Source organism: Pseudoduganella sp. SL102, assembly GCF_027856995.1.
In the GTDB taxonomy this organism is placed as follows: Bacteria; Pseudomonadota; Gammaproteobacteria; order Burkholderiales; family Burkholderiaceae_D; genus Rugamonas; species Rugamonas albidiflava.
In genome coordinates, this window is record NZ_CP115554.1 from 2,676,501 (window position 1) to 2,700,924 (window position 24,424).

The following is a 24,424-nucleotide window of genomic DNA, read 5'->3' on the forward strand; positions in this document are numbered from 1 at the left end:
CTCGCTACAGGGACGCTGCCCCGAATGCGGGCACCGGCGTGGTCCTCACAGCTTGAACGGATTGCGCTCGTTCAGCTCATCCATGTAGGCTTCGATCCCGCCGCTTTCCCGTTCCAGGAAGCGCTCGACGGCATCGGCGAAAGCCGGATGCGCGAGCCAGTGCGCCGACCAGGTGCGCGTCGGCAGGAAGCCGCGCGCCATCTTGTGCTCGCCCTGCGCGCCGCCCTCGAAGGTGGCGATGCCCTGTTCGATGCAGAATTCCAGCGGCTGGTAATAGGCGGTCTCGAAATGCAGGCAGGGCACGTGCTCCAGCGCGCCCCAGTAGCGGCCGTACAGCGTGTCCTCCGTATGGATCAGCAGCGATGACGCGATCGGCCTGCCGTCCCGCTCCGCGATGACCAGCAGGATATTGTGCGGCATGGCCGCGCCGATGCGCTGGAAGAAATCCAGGTTCAGGTAGGGCGACGAGTGGTGCTCCGCGTAGGTGTTGCGGTAGCAGCGGTGGAAGAAACGCCAGTCGGCATCGGTCGCATCCACGCCGCGCACGCGGCGCATCGTCACGCCGGCCTCGCGCACCTTGCGCCGCTCGGCGCGGATGTTCTTGCGCTTCTTGTGCTCCAGCGAGGCCAGGAAGGCATCGAAGTCCGCGTAGTGCTCGTTGAGCCAGTGGAATTGCACGCCGCTGCGCAGCATGAAGCCGGCGTCGCGCAGCGTATCGGCCTGCGCCTGCGGCGGATACAGCACGTGGGTGGACGATACGCCGGAGCCTTCCTGCTGCTCGCTCAGCAGCGCCACGAGCGCCGCCCTGGCTTCCTCGGTGCGCGCCATCAGCCGCGATCCCGTCACGGGCGTGAACGGAATCGCCGACAGCAGCTTGGGGTAGTACTCCACGCCGTTGCGGTGATACGCATCGGCCCAGGCCCAGTCGAACACATATTCGCCATACGAATGGGATTTCACGTACAGCGGCATCGCGGCGGCCAGCTCGTCGCCATCCCACAGCGCCAGGTATTGCGGCTGCCAGCCGGTTTTCTCGCTGGCGCTGCCCGATTCGTGCAGCGCATGGAGGAAGGCGTACGACAGGAAAGGGTTCGGCGCGCGGCCGGGGTCCTGTTGCGCGAGCAGTGCGTTCCAGGCGGCTTCGCCAGCCTGCGAAAGGGAAGAAAGGACGGCGGTTCGAAAGCTCATCGGGGCATTGTACGGGAGTTCTGCGGGCGTTGCCGGCCGCGAGGATGGGTGCAAACCGGCGGACGCGGCATGCCGTTTCCCGTGCCTGGCATGGCGGTCGGGGCAGGGGTGCGGGACCGCGGCGGCATTGCCGAGGGGTCAATGTTAAAATCTTCGGCATTCGACGCGAAGACAAGCCCCATGCCGCAATCCTTCCACAACCTGTACACCCATGATTTCGTCCGCGTAGCCGTGGCCGTGCCGCGCTGCCGCGTGGCCGATCCGCTCTACAACGCCCAGCAGACCATCGCGCTGGCCGAGCAGGTCGCCGCCAGGGGCGCCGTGCTGGCGGCGTTTCCCGAGCTGGGCCTGTCGGCCTATACGTGCGACGACCTGTTCCACCAGCGCGCGCTGCTCGACGCGGTGCAGGTCGCGCTGGGCAAGATCGTCGAGTCATCGATCCGCATCCCGGTAACGATGATCGTCGGCATGCCGCTGCGGGTCGACCACCGGCTGTTCAATTGCGCGGTGGTGGTGCACGGCGGCCGGATCCTCGGCGTGGTGCCGAAGATCTACCTGCCCAACTATAACGAGTTCTACGAGGTGCGGCAGTTCAGCTCCGCGGACGATGCGGTGGCCACCGAAGTCGAGCTGCTGGGCCAGCGCGTGCCGTTCGGCGCCGACCTGCTGTTCCAGGCCGCCAACCTGCCGCTGTTCCGCTTCCACGCCGAGATCTGCGAGGACGTGTGGGTGCCGATCCCGCCATCGTCCTACGCGGCGCTGGCCGGCGCCACGGTGCTGGTGAACCTGTCGGCCTCGAACATCGTGGTGGGCAAATCGGATTACCGCCACCAGCTCGTGGGCCAGCAGTCCGGCCGGTGCATGGCGGCCTACCTGTATTCGTCGGCGGGGCGGGGCGAGTCTAGCACCGACCTGTCGTGGGATGGCCAGGCGCTGATCTACGAGAATGGCGAGCTGCTGGCCGAGTCCGAGCGCTTCCAGGACGACTCGCATACGATCTTCGCGGACGTGGACCTGGAGCGGCTGTCGCGCGACCGCATGCGCACCAATACCTGGGGCGACTCGGTGCGGCGCCATGCGCAGCAGGTCGAGGCGTTCCGCGTCGTCAAGTTCGCCGTGGAGCTGCCGGTGCAGGATGCGCTGCCGCTGCAGCGCACGGTGGCGCGCTATCCGTACGTGCCCGCTAATCCGGCCGTGCGCGACAAGCGCTGCATGGAGGTCTACAGCATCCAGGTGCAGGCGCTGGTGCAGCGGATGGGCGCCATCGGCATGAAGAAAGTCGTGATCGGCGTTTCCGGCGGCCTCGATTCCACGCACGCGCTGCTGGTGTGCGCCAAGGCGATGGACCGGCTGAACCTGCCGCGCACGAATATCCTGGCGTACACGATGCCCGGCTTCGCCACCAGCACGCGCACGCTGGAGCAGGCGCGCAAGCTGATGGATTTCGTGGGCTGCACGGCGCACGAGATCGACATCCGGCCCAGCTGCATCCAGATGCTGAAGGATATCGGCCACCCGTACTCGGAAGGCAAGGAAGAATACGACGTCACGTTCGAGAACGTGCAGGCGGGCGAGCGCACCAACCACCTGTTCCGGCTGGCGAACCACCATAACGGCATCGTGATCGGTACCGGCGACCTGTCCGAGCTGGCGCTGGGCTGGTGCACGTATGGCGTGGGCGACCACATGTCGCACTACAACGTGAACGCCAGCGTGCCGAAGACGCTGATCTCGCACCTGGTGCGCTGGGTGGCCGAGAGCCGCCAGTTCGGCGAAGCGGATTCGCAGGTGCTGCTCGACGTGGTCAATACCGAGATCAGCCCTGAGCTGGTGCCCGGAAAAGCCAACGACGCGGCTCCCGCACAGAGCACGCAGAGCGTGATCGGCCCGTACGAACTGCAGGACTTCAACCTGTACTACACGCTGCGCTTCGGCTTCGCGCCGGCCAAGGTGGCATTCCTGGCGCTGCATGCGTGGAAGGACCGCTCGGCCGGCGCATGGCCGGAAGACGCCCACGTGGTGCGCAACCAGTATGCGCTGAAGGACATCAAGCACAACCTCGGCATCTTCCTGCGCCGCTTCTTCCAGAGCCAGTTCAAGCGCACCTGCGTGCCGAACGCGCCGAAGGTGGGCTCGGGCGGTTCGCTGTCGCCACGGGGCGACTGGCGCGCGCCGAGCGATGCGGAATCGGTGGTGTGGCTGGAGAACCTGAAGACCGTGCCGGATGCGTGATGCGGAACGTGGAATGATGCAAGCGGAATGCCTGGCGCCTGCGCCGGGAGCCGGGTCCGGCGCCTGACCCAACAATTTTTATAAGGAGAATGCCATGAAACAGATTACCGCCATTATCAAGCCCTTCAAGCTCGACGAAGTGCGCGAGGCGCTGGCCGAAGTGAACGTGACGGGCCTGACCGTCACCGAAGTCAAGGGCTTCGGCCGCCAGAAGGGCCATACCGAGCTGTATCGGGGCGCCGAGTACGTGGTCGACTTCCTGCCGAAGGTGAAGGTGGAAGTGGTGGTCGACGACGGCGTGGCCGAGCAGGTGGTCGATGCCGTCATCAAGGCTGCCCGCACCGGCAAGATCGGCGATGGCAAGATCTTCGTGCAGAACGTGGAGCAGGTGGTGCGGATCCGTACCGGCGAGACGGGGCCGGACGCTGTTTGAGGAAAACAGTTTAAGGAAAACCGGTGTCAGACACCAAGGCCGAACCCGGGCCGGACGCGGTGTGATTTAGCTGCCTGTCGTGAAGCGCATGCGTTCACCCCAACAGCGAAGGGCTGGGGTCAGACCCGACGGGTCTGACCCCGGTATTTGCACTTGGGGTGGGCTTATTTGAATGTGTCAGACACCGGTTCTCCCAAGAGTCACCCCGTCAGGGCCGCCCCACCCGCAAGTCGAACTTCCACGTCACCAGTCGCAGCACGGTGATCGTCGCCGCGGACGACCACAGCGCGATATCCTCCGTCACGCCCACCTGCTGCAGCAGGATGTACAGCCAGCAGCCGAAGAATGCGCAGATCGCGTAGGGCTTGCCATCCCTGAACACCATCGGCACTTCGTTGCAGACGATGTCGCGCAGCACGCCGCCGAAGATCCCCGTGATCACGCCCATCATCGCCGCGATGAAGACCGGCATGTCCGCCGCCAGCGCCTGCGACACGCCGGCCACGGCGAACAGGCCGAGGCCCATCGCGTCGGCCACCACGATCAGGCGCTCGGACACGATGTGCCGCAGGTGCTTCATGAACGGCGCCACGGCCAGGGCCAGCACGAACAGCAGGATCGTGTATTCCTGGTGCTGCACCCAGAACAGGGGTCTTTTGTCGAGGAGGATGTCGCGCAGCGTGCCGCCGCCGAACGCGGCGATGAAGGCCACGATGATGACCCCCACGATATCCATCCGCTTGCGCCGCGCCTCGACGAATCCGGAAAACGCCCCGACCAGGATCGCGATGACTTCGATGACGGTGACGAGGGAAACGTGGGGAACGATTTTCATGCGGGCAGGGGAAGTGATGGTGCCCACAGGTTAACAGAATTTGGGGTACTGCATGGGAAATCCGGTGTCCACGTCCCGGACGTTGCACGGGAAAACCGGTGTCTGACACTAATGCAGCCAAGTTAAGCGATATTCGACACCATGGAAGCGGATGCATTCACCCCAACAGCGAAGGGCTGGGGTCAGACCCGCCGGGGTGAAGCAGGGGTTTCGCGAAGCATGCTTCGCGCCTGCGGAACGATGCTGGCATGCATGCCAGCATTCCTCCCTGACCCCGGAATTTGCACCTGGGGTGGGCTTAGCTAAACTGCATTAGTGTCTGACACCGGTTTTCAACGGATCAGCAGCAGCCCGGCGTTACCGTTCCGGCCGCAGGGCGGCCCGCAGCAGCACGATCAGCGCGCCTTCGCCGCCCTCGGCGGCCTGCGCCTGGCAGAAGGCGATCACGCCGTCGGTCTGCACCAGCCAGCTGTGCACCATGGACTTGAGGACGGGTTCGCCGCCGCGCGAGCCGAAGCCGCGGCCGTGGATCACGCACACGCAGCGCTGGTTGCGCTGGACCGCCTTGTGCAGGAAGGAGGCCAGGGTTTCACGGGCGTCGTCACGGCGCAGGCCGTGCAGGTCCAGTTCATCCTGCACCGGCCAGTAGTTCTTGCGCAGGCGCTTCATCACGTCGCTGCCCACGCCGGGGGCGAGGTAGTTCAGCGACGGTTCTTCTTCCATGTAGTGCTCGACGCCGAACAGGTCGGACAGCGATTCGCGCAGCACCGCCGCGTCGTCGTCCTTCTGCTCGGACGCCGTCAGCTTGCGCTTGGGCGGCGCGGGCGGCGTGATGACCGGTTTCGGCAACTGCGGCACGTAGCGGTTCGATTCGGGCAGCTTGTTGACGCCCTTCATCGTGGTGCGGAAGATGCTCGCCTCGGCCACGCGCTGCTTCTCGCGCTCGAGGCGCTCGGCCTCGGCCTTCGCGCGTTCGGCTTCCTGCCTGGCGCGCTCCTCGCCCTTGCCCTTCAGTTGCTGGGCCAGGGCCTTCAGCTCGGCGAAATCCTTCAGGCTGCCTGCCATGGGCATTCTCCTTCTTACTCCTGTGCTTCCAGGTAGCGCTGCGCATCCAGCGCGGCCATGCAGCCGGTGCCGGCGCTGGTGATCGCCTGGCGGTAGACGTGGTCCTGCACGTCGCCGGCGGCGAACACGCCCGGGACGGACGTGGCGGTGGCCATGCCTTCGGTGCCGGCGCGCGTTTTGAGGTAGCCGTTGTGCATCTCCAGCTGGCCTTCGAAGATGCCCGTGTTGGGCTTGTGGCCGATGGCCACGAACAGGCCGTGCACGGTGATCTTCGACTGTTCGCCGTCGTTCGAGCGCAGCGTCAGGCCGGTCACGCCGCTGTCGTCGCCATTCACTTCATGCAGGTTGTTGTTCAGCTTCAGCTCGATCTTGCCTTCGGCGACCTTGGCCATCAGGCGGTCGACCAGGATCGGCTCGGCGCGGAACTTGTCGCGGCGGTGGATCAGCGTGACCTTGCTGGCGATGTTCGACAGGTACAGGGCTTCCTCGACGGCGGTATTGCCGCCGCCGATCACGGCCACTTCCTGGCCACGGTAGAAGAAGCCGTCGCAGGTGGCGCAGGCCGACACGCCGCGGCCCATGTACGCTTCTTCCGACGGCAGGCCCAGGTACTGGGCGGAGGCGCCGGTCGCGATGATCAGCGCGTCGCAGGTATATTCGCCGGCATCGCCGATCAGGCGGAACGGTTTTTCATCCAGCCTGGTCGTATGGATATGGTCGAACACGATCTCGGTATTGAAACGCTCGGCGTGCTGCAGCAGGCGCTGCATCAGCTCCGGACCCTGCACGCCCAGCGGATCGCCGGGCCAGTTTTCCACGTCCGTCGTCGTCATCAATTGGCCGCCCTGTTCGACGCCGGTGATCAGCATCGGCTTCAGGTTGGCACGCGCGGCGTACACCGCGGCGCTGTAGCCGGCGGGACCGGAGCCAAGGATCAGGACGCGGGCGTGTTTGGTAGTGGTCATGGAAGCTTCTCTGCGAAATTAGGAAATAAGGCGATGCATGCAAGCCGGTCAATGTCAGCCGACCGAAGTTAGCCAATCAATGTTAGCCACTCAATGTTAGCCAACGGATAAGCCGACTGTGGACACCAGTCCTGGATAAGGGTACCAACCGTATATGGAGGCCTTGCCGAATCGCACAAGTGGTCCGGTCCAGTCGCCCGGTCGACAAAAGCGAGATTATATGCGAACCCCCACTTTCTTGAATCGGGAGGCCTGAAGAGGCCGGGATGCCTTAAAATAAGCGCAATAGAAACAATTCCCCTGGCGCAACTTCTGACTTGACCGTCCTGCGCCCACTCACCGCACAGCATTCATCGAAGCAGCAATGAGCAAAACCACGCAACAGACGAGCAATTCCTACCGGCGTACGGCAACCGAAAGACAACCGTTGCCGAGCCGGCTGGTGCGCCTGCTTTCGGAGGCACGCTGGCTGGCGCTGGTGTTCGCCTGCCTGTATTTCGTCCTGATCCTGGCGAGCTACCACGAAGGCGATCCGGGCTGGTCGCATGCCAGCGTGGTGCCGGACGTGAAGAACCTGGGCGGCCGCGGCGGCGCCTGGCTGTCCGACCTGATGCTGTACATCTTCGGCTTCTCGGCCTGGTGGTTCTGCGTCTACCTGGTGCGCTTCGTGTGGCGCGGCTATCGCCGGCTGACCAACAAGTTCGTGCTGGAGCAGGAAGAAGACGAAGAGCACAGCCATGAGGGCATCATCCGCCTGATCGGCTTCGTGCTGCTGCTGACGGGCAGCATGGGCCTGGAATACCTGCGCATGTATTCGCTGCCGGCCGACCTGCCGCGTGCGCCCGGCGGCGTGCTTGGCCAGCTGGTCGGCCATGCGGCGCACGTGGGGCTGGGCTTCACAGGTGCCACGCTGATCCTGCTGCTGTTGCTGGGCATGGGCATTTCGCTGTTCTTCCACGTCTCGTGGCTGACTGTGGCCGAGCGCATCGGCGCCGGCATCGAGACGGCGATCGAATGGGTCATGCTGCGCTACGAGGATGCGCAAGACCGCCGGCAGGGCGCGGCGGCCACCATGAAGCGCGAGGAAGTCGTCGTCAAGGAACGCGTCAAGCACGAGGAAAAGCACCCGGAAATCCTGCCGCTGAAGGTGGAGCCCCAAATGGTGGTGGTGCCGAAGGCCGAGCCGGTGGAGAAGCCCGAGCGGGTCTCCAAGGAAAAGCAGCCGTCGCTGTTCACGGAGGCGGAACTGCCGCGCGAAAGGCCGGTGCTGTTCCAGAATATCGACAACACCGACCTGCCGCCGCTGGCGCTGCTGGACGAGCCGCCGCCCGCGCAGGAAACGGTGTCCATCGAAACGCTGGAATTCACCAGCCGCCTGATCGAGAAGAAGCTGTCCGACTTCGGCGTGGAAGCGAAGGTCGTCGCCGCCTACCCCGGCCCGGTGGTCACGCGCTACGAAATCGAACCCGCCACCGGCGTGAAGGGCAGCCAGATCGTCAACCTGGCGCGCGACCTGGCACGCTCGCTTTCGCTGACGTCGATCCGCGTGGTCGAAACGATCCCGGGCAAGAACTACATGGCGCTCGAGCTGCCGAACCTGAAGCGCCAGATCGTGCGGCTGACCGAGATCCTCGGCTCGAAGGTCTACAACGACAGCGCCTCGGCGCTCACCGTCGCACTGGGCAAGGACATCGCCGGCAAGCCGGTGGTGGCCGACCTGGCGAAGATGCCGCACCTGCTGGTGGCCGGTACCACCGGCTCGGGTAAGTCGGTGGGTATCAATGCCACCATCCTGTCGCTGCTGTACAAGGCCGATCCGCACGATGTGCGGATGATCCTGATCGACCCGAAGATGCTGGAAATGTCCGTCTACGAAGGCATCCCGCACCTGCTGGCGCCGGTGGTCACGGACATGCGCCAGGCCGGCCATGCGCTGAACTGGGCCGTCAACGAGATGGAGCGCCGCTACAAGCTGATGTCGAAGCTGGGCGTGCGTAACCTGGCCGGCTACAACGCCAAGATCGCCGATGCAAAGAAAAAGGAACAGCACATCCCGAACCCGTTCTCGCTGACGCCGGATTCGCCGGAACCGCTGGAGAAGCTGCCGACCATCGTCATCATCATCGACGAGCTGGCCGACCTGATGATGGTGGTGGGTAAAAAGGTGGAAGAGCTGATCGCGCGGATCGCGCAAAAGGCGCGTGCCGCCGGCCTGCACTTGATCCTGGCCACGCAGCGCCCATCTGTGGACGTGATCACGGGCCTGATCAAGGCGAACATCCCGACCCGCATCGCGTTCCAGGTGTCGTCGAAGATCGACTCGCGCACGATCCTGGACCAGATGGGCGCCGAAACGCTGCTGGGCATGGGCGACATGCTGTACATGCCGCCCGGGACAGGCTTGCCGGTCCGCGTGCACGGCGCCTTCGTCTCCGACGAGGAAGTGCACCGCGTGGTGGCCCACCTGAAGGAACAGGGCGAGCCGAACTACGTGGATGGCATCCTCGAAGGCGGTACGCTGGAAGGCGAGGGTGGCGGTGCCGATGGCGCCATGGCCGGCGAGGGCGGCGGCGAGGCCGACCCGATGTACGACCAGGCCGTGCAGGTAGTGCTGAAGAACCGCCGCGCTTCGATCTCGCTGGTGCAGCGCCACCTGCGCATCGGCTACAACCGCGCGGCGCGCCTGCTGGAACAGATGGAACAGAGCGGCGTGGTCTCGGCCATGCAATCGAACGGCAACCGGGATATCCTCGTGCCGGCCGCTTCAGCGGAATAAAGGACAAGAATGGCAAACCAGCATATCAATCGTTTCATCGCCGCCGCCGCCCTGGCGGTGTCGTTCGCCGGTGCCGCGCAAGGCGCCGCACTGGACCAGTTCAAATCGTTCGTGGGCTCGACCAAATCGGCGCGCGGCGAGTTCACGCAGACCATGACGAAGAACGTCGACGGCGCGAGGAAGACCTCGGCGCCATCGACCGGCACCTTCGTGTTCGCCCGTCCGGGAAAGTTCATCTGGACTTACCAGAAGCCGTATGAACAGGTGCTGCAGGCCGACGGCGAGCAGCTGTTCATCTACGACCGGGACCTGAACCAGGTCACCGTGAAGAAGCTGGGCGATGCGCTGGGCTCTTCGCCGGCGGCGATCCTGTTCGGCTCCAACGACCTGGAAAAGAACTTCACGCTGAGCGAAGGCGGCACGCGCAATGGCCTGGAATGGCTGAAGGCCGTGCCGAAAGCCAAGGACACCAGTTTCGAGCTGATCGCCATCGGCCTGAAGAACGGCCAGCCGGAAGCGATGGAGCTGACGGATAACTTCGGCCAGGTGTCGACGCTGGCGTTCCGCAAGTTCGAGAAAAACCCTTCGCTGGGCGGCACGGCGTTCAAGTTCGACGTGCCGAAGGGCGCCGACGTCGTCAAGCAGTAACGCCGTCGAACAATCACGTCGTTAACAGTAAATACATGGCCGATCTCTTTTCCACCGAACCCCGGCAGCCGCTGGCCGAGGCGCTGCGCCCGAAAACGCTGGACGAAGTGATCGGCCAGGGCCACCTGCTGGGCGAGGGCAAGCCGCTGCGCCTGGCGTTCCAGGCCGGCAAGCCGCATTCGATGATCCTGTGGGGTCCGCCGGGCGTGGGCAAGACCACGCTGGCGCGGCTCACCGCCAATGCCTTCGACTCGGCCTTCATCGCGCTGTCCGCGGTGTTCGCGGGCGTCAAGGACATCCGCGCCGCGATGGAACAGGCGCAGCAGAACCTGGACCAGTTCGGCCGCCACACGATCCTGTTCGTCGACGAGATCCACCGCTTCAACAAGGCGCAGCAGGATGCGCTGCTGCCGTTCGTCGAATCGGGCCTGGTAACCTTCATCGGCGCGACCACGGAAAACCCCAGCTTCGAGGTCAACTCGGCATTGCTGTCGCGCGCCCAGGTCTACGTGCTGAAATCGCTGACCGATGCGGAGATGCGCCAGCTGCTGGAGAAGGCCCGCTCGACCGCGCTGCCGGGCCTGACCTTCGACGACGTGGCCATCGACACGCTGGTCGGCTTCGCCGACGGCGATGCGCGCCGCTTCCTGAACCTGCTCGAACAGGCCGACACGGCGGCACGCTCGGCGCGCATCACGCATATCGACGCGAAGTTCGTCGAGAACGCGATGACCCTGAACGCGCGCCGTTTCGACAAGGGCGGCGACAATTTCTACGACCAGATCTCGGCGCTGCACAAGTCCGTGCGCGGCTCGCATCCCGACGCGGCGCTGTACTGGTTCTGCCGCATGATCGACGGCGGCGCCGATCCGCGCTACCTGGCGCGCCGCATCATCCGCATGGCCTGGGAAGACATCGGCCTGGCCGATCCCCGCGCGCTGACGATCGTCAACGATGCCGCCGAGACCTACGAGCGGCTGGGCTCACCCGAGGGCGAACTGGCGCTGGGGCAGGCCGTGGTCTACCTGGCCATCGCCGCCAAGAGCAATGCCGGCTACAACGCCTTCAATGCCGCCATGGCCTTCGTGAAGAAGGACAAGTCGCGCGAGGTGCCTGTCCACCTGCGCAACGCGCCGACCAAGCTGATGAAGGAACTGGGCTACGGGCACGAGTACCGCTATGCCCACGACGAGCCGAATGCCTATGCCGCCGGCGAGACCTACCTGCCGGACGGGATTCCCGAGCCGCGCTGGTACAAGCCCGTGCCGCGCGGCGTGGAGTCGAAGATCGCGGAGAAGCTCGCGTGGCTACGCGAGCTGGACCGGCAGGCGGGCGAAGAATAACAACTGTGGAGGGCATGTGGCAGCGACACTCATCGGCAATACCCGAGTCTTCGTCGACGGCACCGGCCCCGACACCATCCTGATGCTCCACGGCTGGCCCGACACGGCCGCCATGTGGGAGCCGCAAGTAGCGGCGCTGAGCCCACATTTCCGCTGCGTGCGCTTCACCTGGCCCGGCTTCGAGACCGGCGCGGCGCGCAAGGAGTACTCGCTCGATGAGCTGCTCGGCCTGTGCGAACGGGCGGTCCGTGAAACCAGCCCGGATCGCCCGGTCACGCTGCTCGTGCACGACTGGGGTTGCGTGTTCGGCTACCAGTTCGCCCAGCGCCACCCGGACCTTGTCGCGCGCGTGATCGGCGTGGACATCGGTGACGGCGGCTCGAAGGCGCACCTGGACGAGATCGGCCTGAAGGGCAAGCTCGGCATCGTGTCATACCAGCTGTGGCTGGCGGCTGCCTGGAAGATCGGCGGCGGCATCGGCGAATCGATGACGCGCTCGTTCGCGAAGAAGGCCGGCGTGCCGGTAGCGCCCGAGGCGCTCACGCCTGAAAAAAACTACCCCTACTACTCGACCTGGACCGGCAAGTACAAGAGCATGAAGCCGTTCCGGCCGGCGTGCCCGATGCTGTTCATCTACGGCACGCGCAAGCCGTTCATGTTCCACTCGTCGGCCTGGGCCGCCGAGCTGCGCGGCAAGCCCGGCAGCGAGGTAGTGGCGATGGATACCGATCACTGGCCGATGCTGCGCCAGCCTGCGCAGTTCAACGACATCGTGATCGGCTGGCTGCGCGGGAATGCGCTTGCCGGTCTCGCGGCAGCCGCGTCCTGAAGCGCGGGCGGGAGTGGCTGGATGACGCGGTCAGGCTGGCTGCCTGCCTGGCCGCCGGCCGGACTTCCAGCCTATGAATGCAAGGCCGGCGGCAAGCATGGTCCAGGTCGCCGGTTCTGGAACGGCGGCCAGCGGATCGAGGCGGATTGCATAGCAGCCGGTCGTCACGACGCAGCCGGTGCCGATGATCTGGCCGGCGTCGTTGATTCCCGAAAGCGCACTCCACCCCACCCACCAGCGCGGGTCGTCGACCAGCTGCTCGATGCTGTAGGCACTACCGTCGGGGAATCCCAGCATGCCGACCTGATTGGTGCGATGATCGAGCCCGGTCGCCAGTCCGGTGGCGTTCATGTCCGTGATGGCGCTCAGGCGATAGGACGTTTCGACCACGCCGTCGCGGAACACGATTGCCTCGGTATGTGCCACGGTACCCGAAAGACGCACGCCGTAGTATCCGCCATCTGGCGCGAATCCGGTCAGGGCCAGATCGGTGTCGATGACGGTCATCGCGCCGTTTTCATAAACGAAGTTCTTCCACGTGCCGGCGATATCCTGTGCCTTTCCCAGGACGCGCCCGTCCTCGTGGATCGCAGTTACCGCGCTGCCTTCACCGCCCAGCGTGCCGATGACGACCATGCCACCGGCTTCCGTATAGACGAAGCCGCGCTGGGACCGTTCTCCTGTGCCGAGGTGCCCGATCACGGTACCGGCATCATTGATACCGGTAGCTATGCTGCGGGCACCGCCGATTGCCCGCATGACGTTGTCTTTCCATATGAACGCCCGCAGCTGGTTGCTCGCATCTTGGGAGCGTCCAACGACCGTATTGCTGCTGTTGATGTCATGCCCGTAAGTGGCGTGGCCGCCCAGCGTGCCCAGCATCGTTTGCTGCACGCCGTCCGTTACGATGGGGCGGCTGTCGTTCCAGTTCGATTGCGACAGCAGGACCGTGCCATTGTTGCCGATGGCCGCGGTGTACCAGTCTGTAATGCTGAGGATGACGACTTCATATTTCGGCGTGCCGGCCGCCAGGGCGGAAGCGGACAACGTCAACAGTGCAACTGCAGTGGCTATGTTTCGCATTTCCATCTCCCGTTTGCCAGGCCGGCGACCCGGTCAAACCAGCTTAGTCCATCGCCAAGGGAAAGTCGCCCACGGCTTTGGCTTTTCCGTGCCGAGGTAACCGTTACCTGTACCATTCCGCCTGGACGGGCGAGCTGGGCTATGAAGCCGCGAATCGACGGTCGCTGGCCGATCGACAATCCGATGCCCCGCACGTCCGGTGCAAAACCGACCCGTGCCGGACAGGCCGGGTCTTCGACGACAAGGAACCTACTCATGCACTACCTGCTCACTTATGAACTGGCCGGCGACTACCTGCAGCGCCGCGGCGAGTTCCGCGACGAACACCTGAAGCTGGCGTGGGATGCCGTCGAGCGGGGCGAACTGCTGCTGGCCGGGGCGGCCGGCGAGCCGATCGACGTTGCCCAGCTCGTCTTTACCATCGACGCACCGGATATCGCCGAAGCGTTCGCGGCCGCCGATCCATACGTGAAGCACGGCCTCGTCAAGCGCTGGACCGTGCGCAAATGGCACACCGTCGTGGGTGAACTGGCCAGCACGCCGGTCCGGTAACGCCCCTCATCGGCTGGTGAAATCGTTTGCCACCTGATTAATTCCCCAGCAGTAATCCCTTCCTGATTTTTCTCAGTTGCCTCCTTGCGTTCGCGCAATCGGCGGGGCACGTGGCAGCCTAAGCTGTGATCCTGGTCAAGCCAGCTCCGGCACGGTTTTCATGCATCTCATGCCGCGTTTTTCACGCTTCGTCGCACGTCGATGGAGACGCAGAACGCCTTTAGGTACAGTGCAAACATACCGGAACGTCCTGCGGCACGAACCGGAACCCGCCAAAAACCAACCACCATCGGAGCCCATCATGAACGCACTGAAACACATGGAAGCCATCTTCTTCACGGTCGCCGCCGTCGGCGTCAGCTTCGCCATCGCCACCAGCGAAACCCAGCCGCTCGTCGTGGCCGCCGACCGTCCGCTGTTCATCCATCCGGACGTGCAGATGCCGGTCGTGACAGTGGCCGCCAAGCGCCTGAGCGCCGCCGAAAAAGCCGAGCTGATGTAACGCGGCCGGCCCGGCAGGGCCGCGCCGCGAGGGCGTAAAACTCCTGGGAAGCAGCGTCCTCTTGGTACAATTGCGGTTTCGACATTCGCTGCGATTGCCCCATGATTGACATCCAACTTCTCCGTAAAGACATCGACACCGTGGCCGCCCGCCTGGCGGCCCGCAAGTTCCAGCTGGACGTTGCCGGATTCACCGCCCTGGAGTCCGAGCGCAAGGCGATCCAGACGCGTACCGAGGAACTGCAAAGCAAGCGCAATTCGCTGTCCAAGCAGATCGGCATGTTGAAGGGCAAAGGGGAAGATACTTCCGCCGTGATGGCGGAAGTGGCCGGCATCGGCGACGAGTTGAAGAACAACGAAGCCGCGCTGGCCGTCCTGCAGCACAAACTCCAGGCCTTCCTGCACGCTGTGCCGAACGTGCCGCATGAATCGGTGCCCGTCGGTACCGACGAATCGGGCAACGTGGAAGTGCGCAAGGTCGGCACGCCGCGCAGCTTCGACTTCGAGGTGAAAGACCACGTGGACGTCGGCGCCGCGCTGGGCCTGGACTTCGACACCGCGACCAAGCTGACCGGTTCGCGCTTCTCCGTCATGAAGGGTGGCATCGCGCGCCTGCATCGCGCGCTGGCCCAGTTCATGCTCGACACGCATACCGACAAGCACGGCTACACCGAGTGCTACACGCCGTACATGGCCAATGCCGACTCGCTGCTCGGCACCGGGCAGTTGCCGAAATTCGAAGCCGACCTGTTCTCGGTGAAGAAGGGCGGCGCGGAAGGCGAGGGCGAAACCTTCTACCTGATCCCCACGTCGGAAGTGACGCTGACGAACACCGTGCGCGACGAGATCGTGCCGCTGGAGGCGCTGCCGCTGAAGATGACGGCGCACACGCCATGCTTCCGTTCGGAAGCCGGCAGCTACGGCCGCGACACGCGCGGCATGATCCGCCAGCACCAGTTCGACAAGGTCGAGATGGTGCAGATCGTCCACCCGGATGCTTCCTACCAGGTGCTGGACGAGATGGTGGGCCACGCCGAGACGATCCTGCAGGCGCTGGGCCTGCCGTACCGCGTGCTGTCGCTGTGCACCGGCGACATGGGCTTCAGCGCCGCCAAGACGTTCGACCTGGAAGTATGGCTGCCTGCGCAGAACACATACCGCGAGATCTCGTCGCTGTCGAACTGCGAAGCCTTCCAGGCCCGCCGCATGCAGGCCCGCTTCCGCAATGCGCAGGGCAAGCCGGAACTGGTGCACACGCTGAACGGCTCCGGCCTGGCCGTGGGCCGCACGCTGGTGGCCGTGCTGGAGAACTACCAGCAAGCCGATGGCAGCGTGGAAATCCCGGAAGTCCTGCGTGGCTACATGGGCGGCCTGACGCACCTGAAAGCCTCGCAGTAAAGCTTGACCTCGGCTTGTGAAAATAGCCCTTCCATTTTCTTTTTGGGGTGGCTATAATCTTGCCTTCTCGCAGCGATGCGGGAAAGGAGAGGTGGCAGAGTGGTCGAATGTACTTGACTCGAAATCAAGCGATGGGGCAACCCATCCGTGGGTTCGAATCCCACCCTCTCCGCCATGAATAAACGAAAACGGCCTTCCCTGCGGAAGGCCGTTTTTGTTTATTCGGACGGAGAGGGTGGGATTCGAAGACCCGCGCTTACCAGCGCGGGGCTCTCCTAATCGCCCATTTGTCGCTGCTTCGCAGCGGCTTCGCCGGAGCTCCGCGCTGGCGCTCGTTCCTGACTTCTGCACCTCTCCGCCATGAATAAAGAAAAACGGCCACCCCTGCGGGTGGCCGTTTTTTTTATTCGGACGGAGAGGGTGGGATTCGAAGACGACGCGCCTGCAGGCGCTAGGCTCTCCGAATCGCCCATTCTTTGGCGCTCCGCGCCGCCTGCACCATCAAAACGGCCTTCCCTGCGGAAGGCCGTTTTTGTTTATTCGGACGGAGAGGGTGGGATTCGAAGACCCGCGCTTACCAGCGCGGGGCTCTCCGAATCGCCCATGCATACAGCCCCACCAAACAAACCGCCTCCTCATTCGTCTAATGATCAGCTGCCTGCCTGCGCCTACCCGCGCGGCCAGGCAAAGCGCCGTTCCTCCGCCGCCCGAAGGCAAAGCAGGAGGCGAGGGCGCCACACCGGCCGACCAGAGCCGGAGCCATCCGAAGCGCCCGCCATCCGCCAGTAGCGCTCCCGCTCCCATGCGAGCACGCCGGCCGCCCGTTGTGCGCCGGCCTTACCGTCCAGACCGCAGTTGTCCACCATGAAAAAACCAGATCACATCCGCTTCCCATCCCGGCCACGACATTGCGCGAGCCGCCTCGCTGGTCATGCCATGCTTGTTTGCGTATCGCTCTCGGCAACTGGCGCGAACGCGCAAGAGCCACCCGCCGCCGGTAGTCACGAAACGGTCCTGCCCACCGTCTACGTCACCGGCGCCAGTCCTGGCGAAGAGCCGGTACAGGGCTATGTCGCCACGCGAAGCGGCACGGCGACCAAGACGGATACGCCCATCCATGAAACGCCGCAGGCGGTATCGGTGATAACGCGCGAGGAAATGAGCGTGCGGGGCGTCCGCGACATTGGCGAGGCAGTTGCCTATACCGCTGGTGCCTCGGTCGGAGCCACCGGGGAGACCGCGCTCTTCGGCGGCAACAGCGTTCGCGTACGCGGCTTCGGCGGCGGCGGCACGGCCGGCTATTCCTTCAACGAGTACCTTGACGGCATGAAGCTCCAGGGCACCGGCTACGACGGCGGCAACCTCGACCCCTATCTGCTGGAGCGGGTGGAGGTGGTGAAGGGGCCGGCATCCGTCCTGTTTGGCCAGACGCAGCCTGGCGGTATCGTCAACATGGTCAGCAAGCGCCCCGGCCCGGGCGTGGTCAACGAAGTGCGCCTCGGCGCCGGCAGCCGTTCGCGCGCCGAGGGAGCTGTCGACGTCGGTGGCAGCCTGGGTGCGCAGCTCCACTTCCGGGTGACCGGGCTGGCGCTGCGGGAAGACCTGCAGCAGGATCCTAGCGGGCGCAAGCGCCGGGTGCTGGCCCCGGCGCTGTCCTGGTCGAACGGCCGGACGTCACTGACCGCGCTGGCGCACTGGCAGCGCGACGAGATCGACGCCACGCTGCTGAACATCGTTCCCGCCGCCGGGCTGTTCGGCAACCCGCATGGCCGGGTGCGCAGCGATATCCGCGTCGGCGAGCCGGGTTACGAATACTGGGATCGCACGACGATGGCGATCGGCTACCTGTTCAGCCATGCCTGGAGCGACACACTGGTCTTCCGCCAGAACCTCCGCTACAGCCGCAACGAGCTCGATTCGCAATGGGTGTACCGGCGAGCACTGGCTGCCGATGCGCGCACCCTGAACCGCAGCGCCTTCGCAGCTTTCGAGGATGCCCGCACGGCGACGCTCGATAACCAGGTGGAGTGGCGCTTCGACACAGGGGCGGCGCGCCACACCCTGCTCGCCGGCGTGGATTACCAGCGGCGCACGAACGACGCCGTGCGCCACTTCGGTACCAACGCCGTGCCTGCGATCGACCTGTTTGCCCCGGTCCACCACCAGTCCATTCCCGCCCAGCCGGTCTACCAGAGCGAGGAGGTCACGGGACGCCAGCTGGGTCTTTACCTGCAGGACCAGATCCGCTTCGGCGCACTTTCCGTGCTGGTCGGCGGCCGTCGTGACGATGCGCGCAGCCGCTTGCTGAACCGCCTGGCGGGTGCGTGGATGGAGCAGGACGACGACGCGTTCACCGGCCGCGTCGGCGTCATCTACAACCTGGCCAGTGGCTTCGCACCGTATGCCAGCTATGCGGAATCGTTCGAGCCGGTCAGCGGGCGCGCTTTCGATGGCACGCTGTTCGAACCGATGGAAGGCCGGCAGTACGAAATCGGCGTGAAGTACCAGCCCCATGGTGCGGGCTTGCTGGCGACGGTGGCGGCGTTCGACCTGACGCAGCGGAACATGACCACCGGCGACCCCGAACACACGGGCTTCAGCATCCAGACCGGCGAGGTGCGCACGCGCGGCATCGAACTGGAAGCGAAGGCGCAACTCGGCCGCAACCTGGACCTGGCCGCGGCCTATACCTGGCTGGACGACAAGGTCACGCGCAGTAACGGCACCGACCTTGGCAAGCGGCGTGCGCAGATCCCCGCGCATGCCGCATCGGTGTGGGCATTCCATTCGGTGCGCAGCGGCGTGCTCGCCGGACTGGGCATCGGCCTGGGCGCGCGATACACGGGCAAGACGCAGGGCGATGCGGCCAACACGTTCACGGTGCAGGGCCTCGCGCTGTTCGACTTCGCGCTTCGCTACGACCTGCGCGCATTGGCCGGCCACGGCAACTGGGCGCTCGAACTCAATGTGCACAACCTCGCCGACAAGGACTACGTTGCGTCCTGCTTCGCGACGCACAGCTGCTACATCGGCCTGGGGCGTTCGGTGCGCGGCGCATTGAAGTACCGCTGGTAAGGCGAGCGCTGCCGCGGTGCTGCCTCACGCGAGGCCGAGCGCCGTCCTGCAGGATGCGTGCGCGTCGCGCACCAGAAGTTGACGGTCGTAGCCGATACCCCCAGCCGCAAGCCGACATCGCGCTGGCTGAGTCCATCCAGGCGATGCAGCTCGAAGGCGTGCCGGGTCCGTTCAGGCAGCATGTCGAGGGCACCCGTCACGCGGCTCAAGTGCTGCCGCGCCGCGGCGATGCATTCGGGCGTGCCGGCCCCCGCGTGCTCGGCCGGCGTGTCGCCATCGGCCGCGAAGAGCCGCGCTTCCCTGGCCGTGAGCCGGCAGTGGTCGATCGCCAGGTTGCGCACGACCTGGCACGCATATGCCAGCGGCTGCCGTGCCCCGCCGCGTGCCATGCCGAGCGTCCTGATGAACGCTTCGTGGACGATATCGTCGGCCAGCTCCGGCGCTCCCAGGAACCTGGTGGCCACCCGGAGCAGTTGCGCGCGATGCGCAACGAAGACAGCCGACAAGGCGCCAGCCTGCGGTTCGGGGTCCAAGCGTTTCTCCTCGAGCCTGGCTTCGCCCGTGGCGCGCAGGAGTGGCGCCGTTGGCGAGGGCACCGTTGGTTGGTGGCCGTGGCTGGAGCGGGTAGTGGAAGCAGGTGACGGCAGTGTAAACCGCCCTTGTTCAAATAACAATGAGAAGTATTCGCATTGATGGCTGCTGCTTTTGCAGCCGCAGGCACAGGCACTCTCTTTGATTTGACGCAACATCGATGCTGATATAGAATCATGCCTCTCGAGTTGCAGCGAGCGTTGTGCGGCTCAAGAATGTCGAACGCGGAGTCAGCGTTTTGCATGTACCACCCAGGAGAGGTGGCAGAGTGGTCGAATGTACTTGACTCGAAATCAAGCGATGGGGCAACCCATCCGTGGGTTCGAATCCCACCCTCTCCGCCATGAACAAATAAAAACGGCCACCCCTGCGGGTGGCCGTTTTTATTTGTTCGGACGGAGAGGGTGGGATTCGAAGACGACGCGCCTGCAGGCGCTAGGCTCTCCGAATCGCCCATTCTTTGGCGCTCCGCGCTGCCTGCTCCATCAAAACGGCCTTCCCTGCGGAAGGCCGTTTTTGTTTATTCGGACGGAGAGGGTGGGATTCGAAGACGACGCGCCTGCAGGCGCTAGGCTCTCCGAATCGCCCATTTGTCGCTGCTGCGCAGCGGCTTCGCCGGCGCTCCGCGCTGGCGCTCGTTCCCTCACTTCTGCATTTCTCCGCCATGAACAAATAAAAACGCCCCCTGCGGGTGGCCGTTTTTATTTGTTCGGACGGAGAGGGTGGGATTCGAAGACGACGCGCGTGCAGGCGCTAGGCTCTCTGAATCGCCCATTCTTTGGCGCTGCGTGCCGCCTGCTCCATCAAGACGGCCACCCCTGCGGGTTTAATGCCGTTAAGTTAAGCCGACCCCAAAGGCAAATTCCGGGGTCAGACCCGGCGGGTCTGACCCCAGTCCTTCGCCGTTGGGGTGAATGCGTGCGCTTTCAATGTGTCGGGTGACGCTTAACTTAACGGCATTACCCTGCGGGTGGCCGTTTTTATTTGTCCGGATCAGCGCAAAGTCATTCCATATCGTACCCAGATCGCGCAAAAACGCCTTTCGAAATAATCAGACGTCTGACAAGTTAAACTCTGCTGAAACTGGAATTGCCCGGCCCAGCGGCCGGGCCGCCACCCTACGTCCGCGCCGCGTGCGCCTCCAGCGCGCGCCGCAGCCGCTCGCGGCTGTTGTTCAGGTGGGTGTGCATGGCGGCGCGCGCCGATTCGGCGTCCTGGCGCGCGATCGCGCCATAGATATCTTCGTGTTCGCGCCGCACGCGCTCGATGAACACGTCCGGCGTATCGCGCGGCAGGTCGCTGAGCAGGGCCCGTGCGCGCGGCAGCAGCTCCTTGCTCAGGTGGCTCAGCACGTCGTACAGATACGTGTTGCCGGAGGCCTGGGCGATGGAGAGGTGGAACTCGGTATCGTTGGCGGCATTGTTCCTGCCTTCGTCGCATTGGGCCAGGAAGATGTCCAGCGCTGCGCGGATGCGCGCCAGCTGCAGCTCGCTGCGGCGCCGCGCCGCCAGGCCGGCTGACTCGGTCTCCAGGCTGAGGCGCAGTTCCAGGATGGCCAGCACATCGTGCTGGCGCATCTCCGCCGGCACCTGCAGCCCCATCGGCTGAACGCTGCGGTCGAGCACGAAGGTGCCCTTGCCCTGCCGCGTTTCCACCATGCCGGTCGCCTGCAGCTGCGACATGGCTTCCCTTACCACGGACCGGCTCACGCCCAGCGCCTGGATGATCTCCGCCTCCGACGGCACTTTTTCCCCTGGGACGATCCTGCCGTCGCGGATCAGGTCGGTGACATAGCTGATCACGGCGTGGGCCAGGTTGCGGGGTTTGGCGTGGCGGGGTGGCAGGTGGTTGTTCATGGGCGGCATCGGCTTCCAAACATGATTGCGTTTTTTGAATGCCGTAATTATACTTGGCCGTAAGATGTCAGATGACCGACAACCGAGTGAGAACAAAACAAGGCGCACAGCGCCCGCAGGCAGCGCCTGCCGCATGACCAACCATCGTATAACTTTGGAGGAGACACCATGCATCACAGCCATCACCCGGTTCCGCGCCGGCTTGCCTTGAGCGCGATCGCGCTGGCGGTCGCGGCCGTTGCCGGCCAGGCCGCCGCGCAGGAGGCGGTACAGGAAGCCGTACAAGCCACGCAGGAATCAGCGCAAGCCACGCAGCAAGCGACAGAAGCCACGGCGGCACAGCAAGCAGCACCGGCGGCCACGGGCGAAGTCATCAAGGTCGAAGTCACGGGTTCGACCATCAAGCGCGTGGCCGGGGAAATGGCGCTGCCGGTCTCTTCCGTGAAGGCCGACGACATCGCCAGCGCGGCGCTGACCACCGTGGCCGACCTGGCGGTATCGCTGCCCTCGAGCGCCACCAACGCGCCTTCGTCGGCCGGCGCGGGCACCAACATGAACATGCGCGGCATCGGCATCAACCGCACGCTGGTCCTGCTCAACGGCCGGCGCATGGTCAACGAGCCGCTCAGCAATGGCTTCGTCAACGTCGACCTGATCCCCATCAGCGCCCTGAACCGGGTCGAGGTCCTGCGCGATGGCGCGTCGTCCACCTACGGTACCGATGCCATGGGCGGCGTCGTCAACTTCCTGACCCGGCGCAGCTACAAGGGGCTGGAACTGACCGGGCAGGTGGTGCGGCCGGAAGCGTCGGGCGGCGGCCGCGAACACCGTGTCAGCGTGCTGGGCGGCATCGGCGACCTGGCGGCGGACGGCTGGAACGTGTATGCCACGGTGGACGTGCACAAGCGCAGCAAGCTGGAATCGGCCGACCGCCCGGAGCTGACCAACCCGGCGCTGCTGGGCAGCCTGGGCATCGCGCCGAAGGCCGCCAGCGGCACCTATGCCTGGCCCGCCAATGTGTTCTCGCCCAGCACGGGCATCACCGGCAATCCGTACTATGCGAGCGGCTGCCTGCCACCGTACTCCGTGCCGGCCACCCGCAACACGTGCATCCAGGATGCCAATTACGTGCTGGCACTGCCGGCCAACGCGCAGGCCCACTTCTTCGCCAAGGGCAGCATCAAGCTGCCCGGCGACCACCTGGTCACGGCCGAACTGCTGCATGCCAAGGAGCATATCGAAACCCAGAAGCCGCCCACCACCACGGTCGGCTTCAACGGCGCGGTGGCGCGCATCACGCCGGACAGCCCGTACTATCCGGGCGGCAGCGCCGGCGTGCCGGCCATGGCGGGGATCAATGGCTCGCCGCTGAACGTGTCGTGGAGCGTCGCCGAACTGGGCCCCGCCATCGCGAAGGACGAGCAGAAAATCACCCGCGTGGTGGTGACCGGCGAAGGCACCATCGGCCAGTGGGATTACCGGCTGGGCGGCATCTACGGCCGCGGCAAGCGCGATTCGTATTTCGTGCAGGGCTACCTGAACGGCGCCAGGCTGCAGGCGGGCGTCGCGAACGGCGTACTGAATCCGTTCGGCACGCAGAGCGCGGCCGGCCTGGAGTACCTGAAGAGCATCTCGGCGGACGGCGGCCAGATCCGCCATACCACCAACCGCTACTACGGCACAGACCTCACGCTCACGCGCGAGCTGATGCAGCTGGGCGGCGGCGCCATGACCCTGGCGCTGGGTGCCGAATACCACCGCGACGCGAACGACGACCGCGCGCTCGATGGCGTGATCGACGTGCCGTACCAGAACCGCCTGCCCAGCTATGCGGAGGGCAGCCGCGATATCTCGGCGGTGTTCGCCGAACTCGACCTGCCGGTGACGGCGGACCTGAGCTTCAACGTGGCGGCACGCCACGACCGTTATTCCGACTTCGGCGGCACCAGCAATCCCAAGGCCAGCTTCCGCTGGCAGCCCATGAAGCAGCTGATGTTCCGCGGTTCGGCCAGCACGGGCTTCCGCGCGCCGACATTGTTCGACCGGTATGGCTACCGGCTGCCCGGCGCCACCTCGCTCTCCACCAGCAAATGGGACGATCCCGTGCTGTGCCCGGGCACGACGGGCATGGCCGGCACCGGCACGGCGGTCCCCGGCGCCAACCCGCTGCTGGTCTGCAATACGGCCTTGCCGATCCAGCAGGGCAGCAATCCGGAAGTGCAGCCGGAAACCTCGCGCAACCTCACGCTGGGCGTGGTGATCGAGCCGGTGCGCAACCTGATGGTCATGCTGGACTACTACGACATCCACGTGAAGGACAGCATCGGCCAGCTGGCGCAGAACGCCATCTTCACCAACACCGCGAAGTATGCCGACCTGTTCGTGCGCAATCCGGACGGCTCGCTGGCCTACGTGAGGAACACGGTCGACAACCTCGGCGACCTGCGCACCGCCGGCATCGACGTGGGGCTGTCGTATGCGTTCCCGAAGGCGTCGTACGGGCAGTTCAAGGCCGCGCTGGACGGCACCTACGTGACCCGCTTTGAAAACCAGACCGAGAAGGATGGTCCGTGGATCTCCAACCTGGGCCGCTTCGGTTCCGTCGGCTCGGGCAATGTCAGTGCCAGCCCGACGTACACGTTCCGTTGGAAGCACACGCTGCGCCTCTCCTGGGAACGCGGCGACTGGTTCAGCCAGCTGACCCAGTTCTACAACACCGGTTATCACGACCTGAACAACGTGCCGGCGCAATTCCACCGCGATATCGAGCCCTATTCGGTGTGGAACATGACCGTCAACTACAAGGGCATCAAGCACGTCAAGGTATCGCTGGGCATCAGCAACCTGTTCGACGAGAATCCTCCCGTCACCAACTCGAATTCCACCGCGTACGCCAACAATATCGCCAGCCCCATCGGCCGTGCCTACAACGCGCGCGTGACCTATGAGTTCTGAATGTACGAGTTCTGAATGTATGAGTTCTGAACGCAGCAGTTCTGAATGCAGGGGGTCCGAATGGTCGAGTGCTCAAAATATGAGTACCAGGCGTACGAG

General features: G+C 64.9%; 18 protein-coding genes and 2 tRNA genes. 13 read left to right on the forward strand and 7 right to left on the reverse strand.

The features are described from left to right. Positions 1-45: 45 nt before the first annotated feature. The gene (locus OU994_RS11465; RefSeq protein WP_281610833.1) at positions 46-1,188 is read right to left on the reverse strand and encodes a GNAT family N-acetyltransferase; all 1,143 of its coding nucleotides are present in this window, start codon (positions 1,186-1,188) and stop codon (positions 46-48) included. A gap of 180 nt (positions 1,189-1,368) precedes the next feature. Between OU994_RS11465 and OU994_RS11470 the strand changes: the two genes are divergently transcribed. Both OU994_RS11470 and OU994_RS11475 read left to right on the forward strand, forming a co-directional pair. Next, a complete protein-coding gene (locus tag OU994_RS11470; protein WP_131146792.1) occupies positions 1,369-3,420 on the forward strand; it encodes an NAD(+) synthase in 2,052 nt (683 codons plus the stop codon). 94 nt (positions 3,421-3,514) lie between these two features. Then, positions 3,515-3,853, forward strand: coding sequence for a P-II family nitrogen regulator (locus OU994_RS11475; RefSeq protein ID WP_131146791.1), 339 nt, complete (start codon positions 3,515-3,517; stop codon positions 3,851-3,853). 208 nt (positions 3,854-4,061) lie between these two features. Here the strand turns inward: OU994_RS11475 and OU994_RS11480 are convergent, their stop codons facing one another. The 3 genes from OU994_RS11480 to trxB all read right to left on the reverse strand — a co-directional run bounded on the left by OU994_RS11480 (position 4,062) and on the right by trxB (position 6,718). Continuing rightward, complete coding sequence (locus OU994_RS11480; protein ID WP_131146790.1) at positions 4,062-4,688, reverse strand: trimeric intracellular cation channel family protein; 627 nt, start codon at positions 4,686-4,688, stop codon at positions 4,062-4,064. A 357-nt stretch (positions 4,689-5,045) separates the two neighbouring features. Further along, positions 5,046-5,753: a Smr/MutS family protein gene (locus OU994_RS11485; RefSeq protein ID WP_281610834.1), complete on the reverse strand. Its 708-nt coding sequence runs from the start codon at positions 5,751-5,753 to the stop codon at positions 5,046-5,048. 14 nt (positions 5,754-5,767) lie between these two features. Further along, positions 5,768-6,718 carry a thioredoxin-disulfide reductase gene (gene trxB / locus OU994_RS11490; RefSeq protein ID WP_281610835.1) on the reverse strand — a complete coding sequence of 317 codons (951 nt, stop codon included), beginning with the start codon at positions 6,716-6,718 and terminating at the stop codon, positions 5,768-5,770. Positions 6,719-7,082: 364 nt separating this feature from the next. On the opposite strand from trxB, the gene OU994_RS11495 reads away from it, so the two are divergent. From OU994_RS11495 to OU994_RS11510, 4 genes are read left to right on the forward strand one after another with little or no spacing between them, the layout of a single operon-like run. Next, a complete protein-coding gene (locus tag OU994_RS11495) occupies positions 7,083-9,494 on the forward strand; it encodes a DNA translocase FtsK (RefSeq protein WP_281610836.1) in 2,412 nt (803 codons plus the stop codon). 9 nt (positions 9,495-9,503) lie between these two features. After that, positions 9,504-10,142: an outer membrane lipoprotein chaperone LolA gene (lolA, locus tag OU994_RS11500; RefSeq protein WP_281610837.1), complete on the forward strand. Its 639-nt coding sequence runs from the start codon at positions 9,504-9,506 to the stop codon at positions 10,140-10,142. A 35-nt stretch (positions 10,143-10,177) separates the two neighbouring features. After that, entirely contained in the window at positions 10,178-11,485 is a 1,308-nt protein-coding gene (locus OU994_RS11505; protein WP_131146785.1) for a replication-associated recombination protein A, read from the forward strand. A 16-nt stretch (positions 11,486-11,501) separates the two neighbouring features. After that, positions 11,502-12,314 (forward strand): alpha/beta fold hydrolase, encoded by an 813-nt coding sequence (locus OU994_RS11510; RefSeq protein ID WP_281610838.1) that lies wholly within the window; start codon positions 11,502-11,504, stop codon positions 12,312-12,314. A 30-nt stretch (positions 12,315-12,344) separates the two neighbouring features. Here the strand turns inward: OU994_RS11510 and OU994_RS11515 are convergent, their stop codons facing one another. Further along, positions 12,345-13,397 carry a PEP-CTERM sorting domain-containing protein gene (locus OU994_RS11515; RefSeq protein WP_281610839.1) on the reverse strand — a complete coding sequence of 351 codons (1,053 nt, stop codon included), beginning with the start codon at positions 13,395-13,397 and terminating at the stop codon, positions 12,345-12,347. A gap of 255 nt (positions 13,398-13,652) precedes the next feature. Here OU994_RS11515 and OU994_RS11520 point away from each other — a divergent pair, with 255 nt between their 5' ends. The 5 genes from OU994_RS11520 to OU994_RS11540 all read left to right on the forward strand — a co-directional run bounded on the left by OU994_RS11520 (position 13,653) and on the right by OU994_RS11540 (position 18,923). Continuing rightward, entirely contained in the window at positions 13,653-13,949 is a 297-nt protein-coding gene (locus OU994_RS11520) for a YciI-like protein (protein ID WP_131146783.1), read from the forward strand. A 301-nt stretch (positions 13,950-14,250) separates the two neighbouring features. Then, the gene (locus OU994_RS11525) at positions 14,251-14,451 is read left to right on the forward strand and encodes a hypothetical protein (protein WP_281610840.1); all 201 of its coding nucleotides are present in this window, start codon (positions 14,251-14,253) and stop codon (positions 14,449-14,451) included. 101 nt (positions 14,452-14,552) lie between these two features. Then, on the forward strand, positions 14,553-15,848 hold the full coding sequence (gene serS, locus OU994_RS11530; protein ID WP_281610841.1) for a serine--tRNA ligase: 1,296 nt from the start codon (positions 14,553-14,555) through the stop codon (positions 15,846-15,848). An 85-nt stretch (positions 15,849-15,933) separates the two neighbouring features. Next, positions 15,934-16,023: transfer RNA gene (locus OU994_RS11535), tRNA-Ser, on the forward strand. A 761-nt stretch (positions 16,024-16,784) separates the two neighbouring features. Continuing rightward, positions 16,785-18,923 carry a TonB-dependent siderophore receptor gene (locus OU994_RS11540; RefSeq protein ID WP_281610842.1) on the forward strand — a complete coding sequence of 713 codons (2,139 nt, stop codon included), beginning with the start codon at positions 16,785-16,787 and terminating at the stop codon, positions 18,921-18,923. Here OU994_RS11540 and OU994_RS11545 read toward each other — a convergent pair. Further along, on the reverse strand, positions 18,872-19,456 hold the full coding sequence (locus OU994_RS11545) for a sigma-70 family RNA polymerase sigma factor (protein ID WP_281610843.1): 585 nt from the start codon (positions 19,454-19,456) through the stop codon (positions 18,872-18,874). The genes OU994_RS11540 and OU994_RS11545 overlap by 52 nt on opposite strands. 312 nt (positions 19,457-19,768) lie before the next feature. On the opposite strand from OU994_RS11545, the gene OU994_RS11550 reads away from it, so the two are divergent. Further along, a tRNA-Ser gene (locus tag OU994_RS11550) sits at positions 19,769-19,858 on the forward strand. A 774-nt stretch (positions 19,859-20,632) separates the two neighbouring features. Here OU994_RS11550 and OU994_RS11555 read toward each other — a convergent pair. Next, positions 20,633-21,370, reverse strand: a complete 738-nt coding sequence (locus OU994_RS11555) for a FadR/GntR family transcriptional regulator (protein WP_281610844.1) — start codon at positions 21,368-21,370, stop codon at positions 20,633-20,635. A gap of 168 nt (positions 21,371-21,538) precedes the next feature. Here OU994_RS11555 and OU994_RS11560 point away from each other — a divergent pair, with 168 nt between their 5' ends. Then, the gene (locus tag OU994_RS11560; protein WP_281610845.1) at positions 21,539-24,325 is read left to right on the forward strand and encodes a TonB-dependent siderophore receptor; all 2,787 of its coding nucleotides are present in this window, start codon (positions 21,539-21,541) and stop codon (positions 24,323-24,325) included. Positions 24,326-24,424 lie beyond the last annotated feature (99 nt).

What these genes read in the sequence shown, in the direction of transcription:
- trxB (WP_281610835.1), bottom strand. Translation starts at nt 6,718, where the DNA reads ATGACCACTACCAAACACGCCCGCGTCCTGATCCTTGGCTCCGGTCCC.
- OU994_RS11495 (WP_281610836.1), top strand. Translation starts at nt 7,083, where the DNA reads ATGAGCAAAACCACGCAACAGACGAGCAATTCCTACCGGCGTACGGCA.
- OU994_RS11505 (WP_131146785.1), top strand. Translation starts at nt 10,178, where the DNA reads ATGGCCGATCTCTTTTCCACCGAACCCCGGCAGCCGCTGGCCGAGGCG.
- OU994_RS11475 (WP_131146791.1), top strand. Translation starts at nt 3,515, where the DNA reads ATGAAACAGATTACCGCCATTATCAAGCCCTTCAAGCTCGACGAAGTG.
- OU994_RS11480 (WP_131146790.1), bottom strand. Translation starts at nt 4,688, where the DNA reads ATGAAAATCGTTCCCCACGTTTCCCTCGTCACCGTCATCGAAGTCATC.
- OU994_RS11465 (WP_281610833.1), bottom strand. Translation starts at nt 1,188, where the DNA reads ATGAGCTTTCGAACCGCCGTCCTTTCTTCCCTTTCGCAGGCTGGCGAA.
- OU994_RS11560 (WP_281610845.1), top strand. Translation starts at nt 21,539, where the DNA reads ATGCATCACAGCCATCACCCGGTTCCGCGCCGGCTTGCCTTGAGCGCG.
- OU994_RS11520 (WP_131146783.1), top strand. Translation starts at nt 13,653, where the DNA reads ATGCACTACCTGCTCACTTATGAACTGGCCGGCGACTACCTGCAGCGC.
- OU994_RS11470 (WP_131146792.1), top strand. Translation starts at nt 1,369, where the DNA reads ATGCCGCAATCCTTCCACAACCTGTACACCCATGATTTCGTCCGCGTA.
- OU994_RS11485 (WP_281610834.1), bottom strand. Translation starts at nt 5,753, where the DNA reads ATGGCAGGCAGCCTGAAGGATTTCGCCGAGCTGAAGGCCCTGGCCCAG.
- OU994_RS11515 (WP_281610839.1), bottom strand. Translation starts at nt 13,397, where the DNA reads ATGCGAAACATAGCCACTGCAGTTGCACTGTTGACGTTGTCCGCTTCC.
- OU994_RS11525 (WP_281610840.1), top strand. Translation starts at nt 14,251, where the DNA reads ATGAACGCACTGAAACACATGGAAGCCATCTTCTTCACGGTCGCCGCC.
- OU994_RS11555 (WP_281610844.1), bottom strand. Translation starts at nt 21,370, where the DNA reads ATGAACAACCACCTGCCACCCCGCCACGCCAAACCCCGCAACCTGGCC.
- OU994_RS11540 (WP_281610842.1), top strand. Translation starts at nt 16,785, where the DNA reads ATGCTTGTTTGCGTATCGCTCTCGGCAACTGGCGCGAACGCGCAAGAG.
- lolA (WP_281610837.1), top strand. Translation starts at nt 9,504, where the DNA reads ATGGCAAACCAGCATATCAATCGTTTCATCGCCGCCGCCGCCCTGGCG.
- serS (WP_281610841.1), top strand. Translation starts at nt 14,553, where the DNA reads ATGATTGACATCCAACTTCTCCGTAAAGACATCGACACCGTGGCCGCC.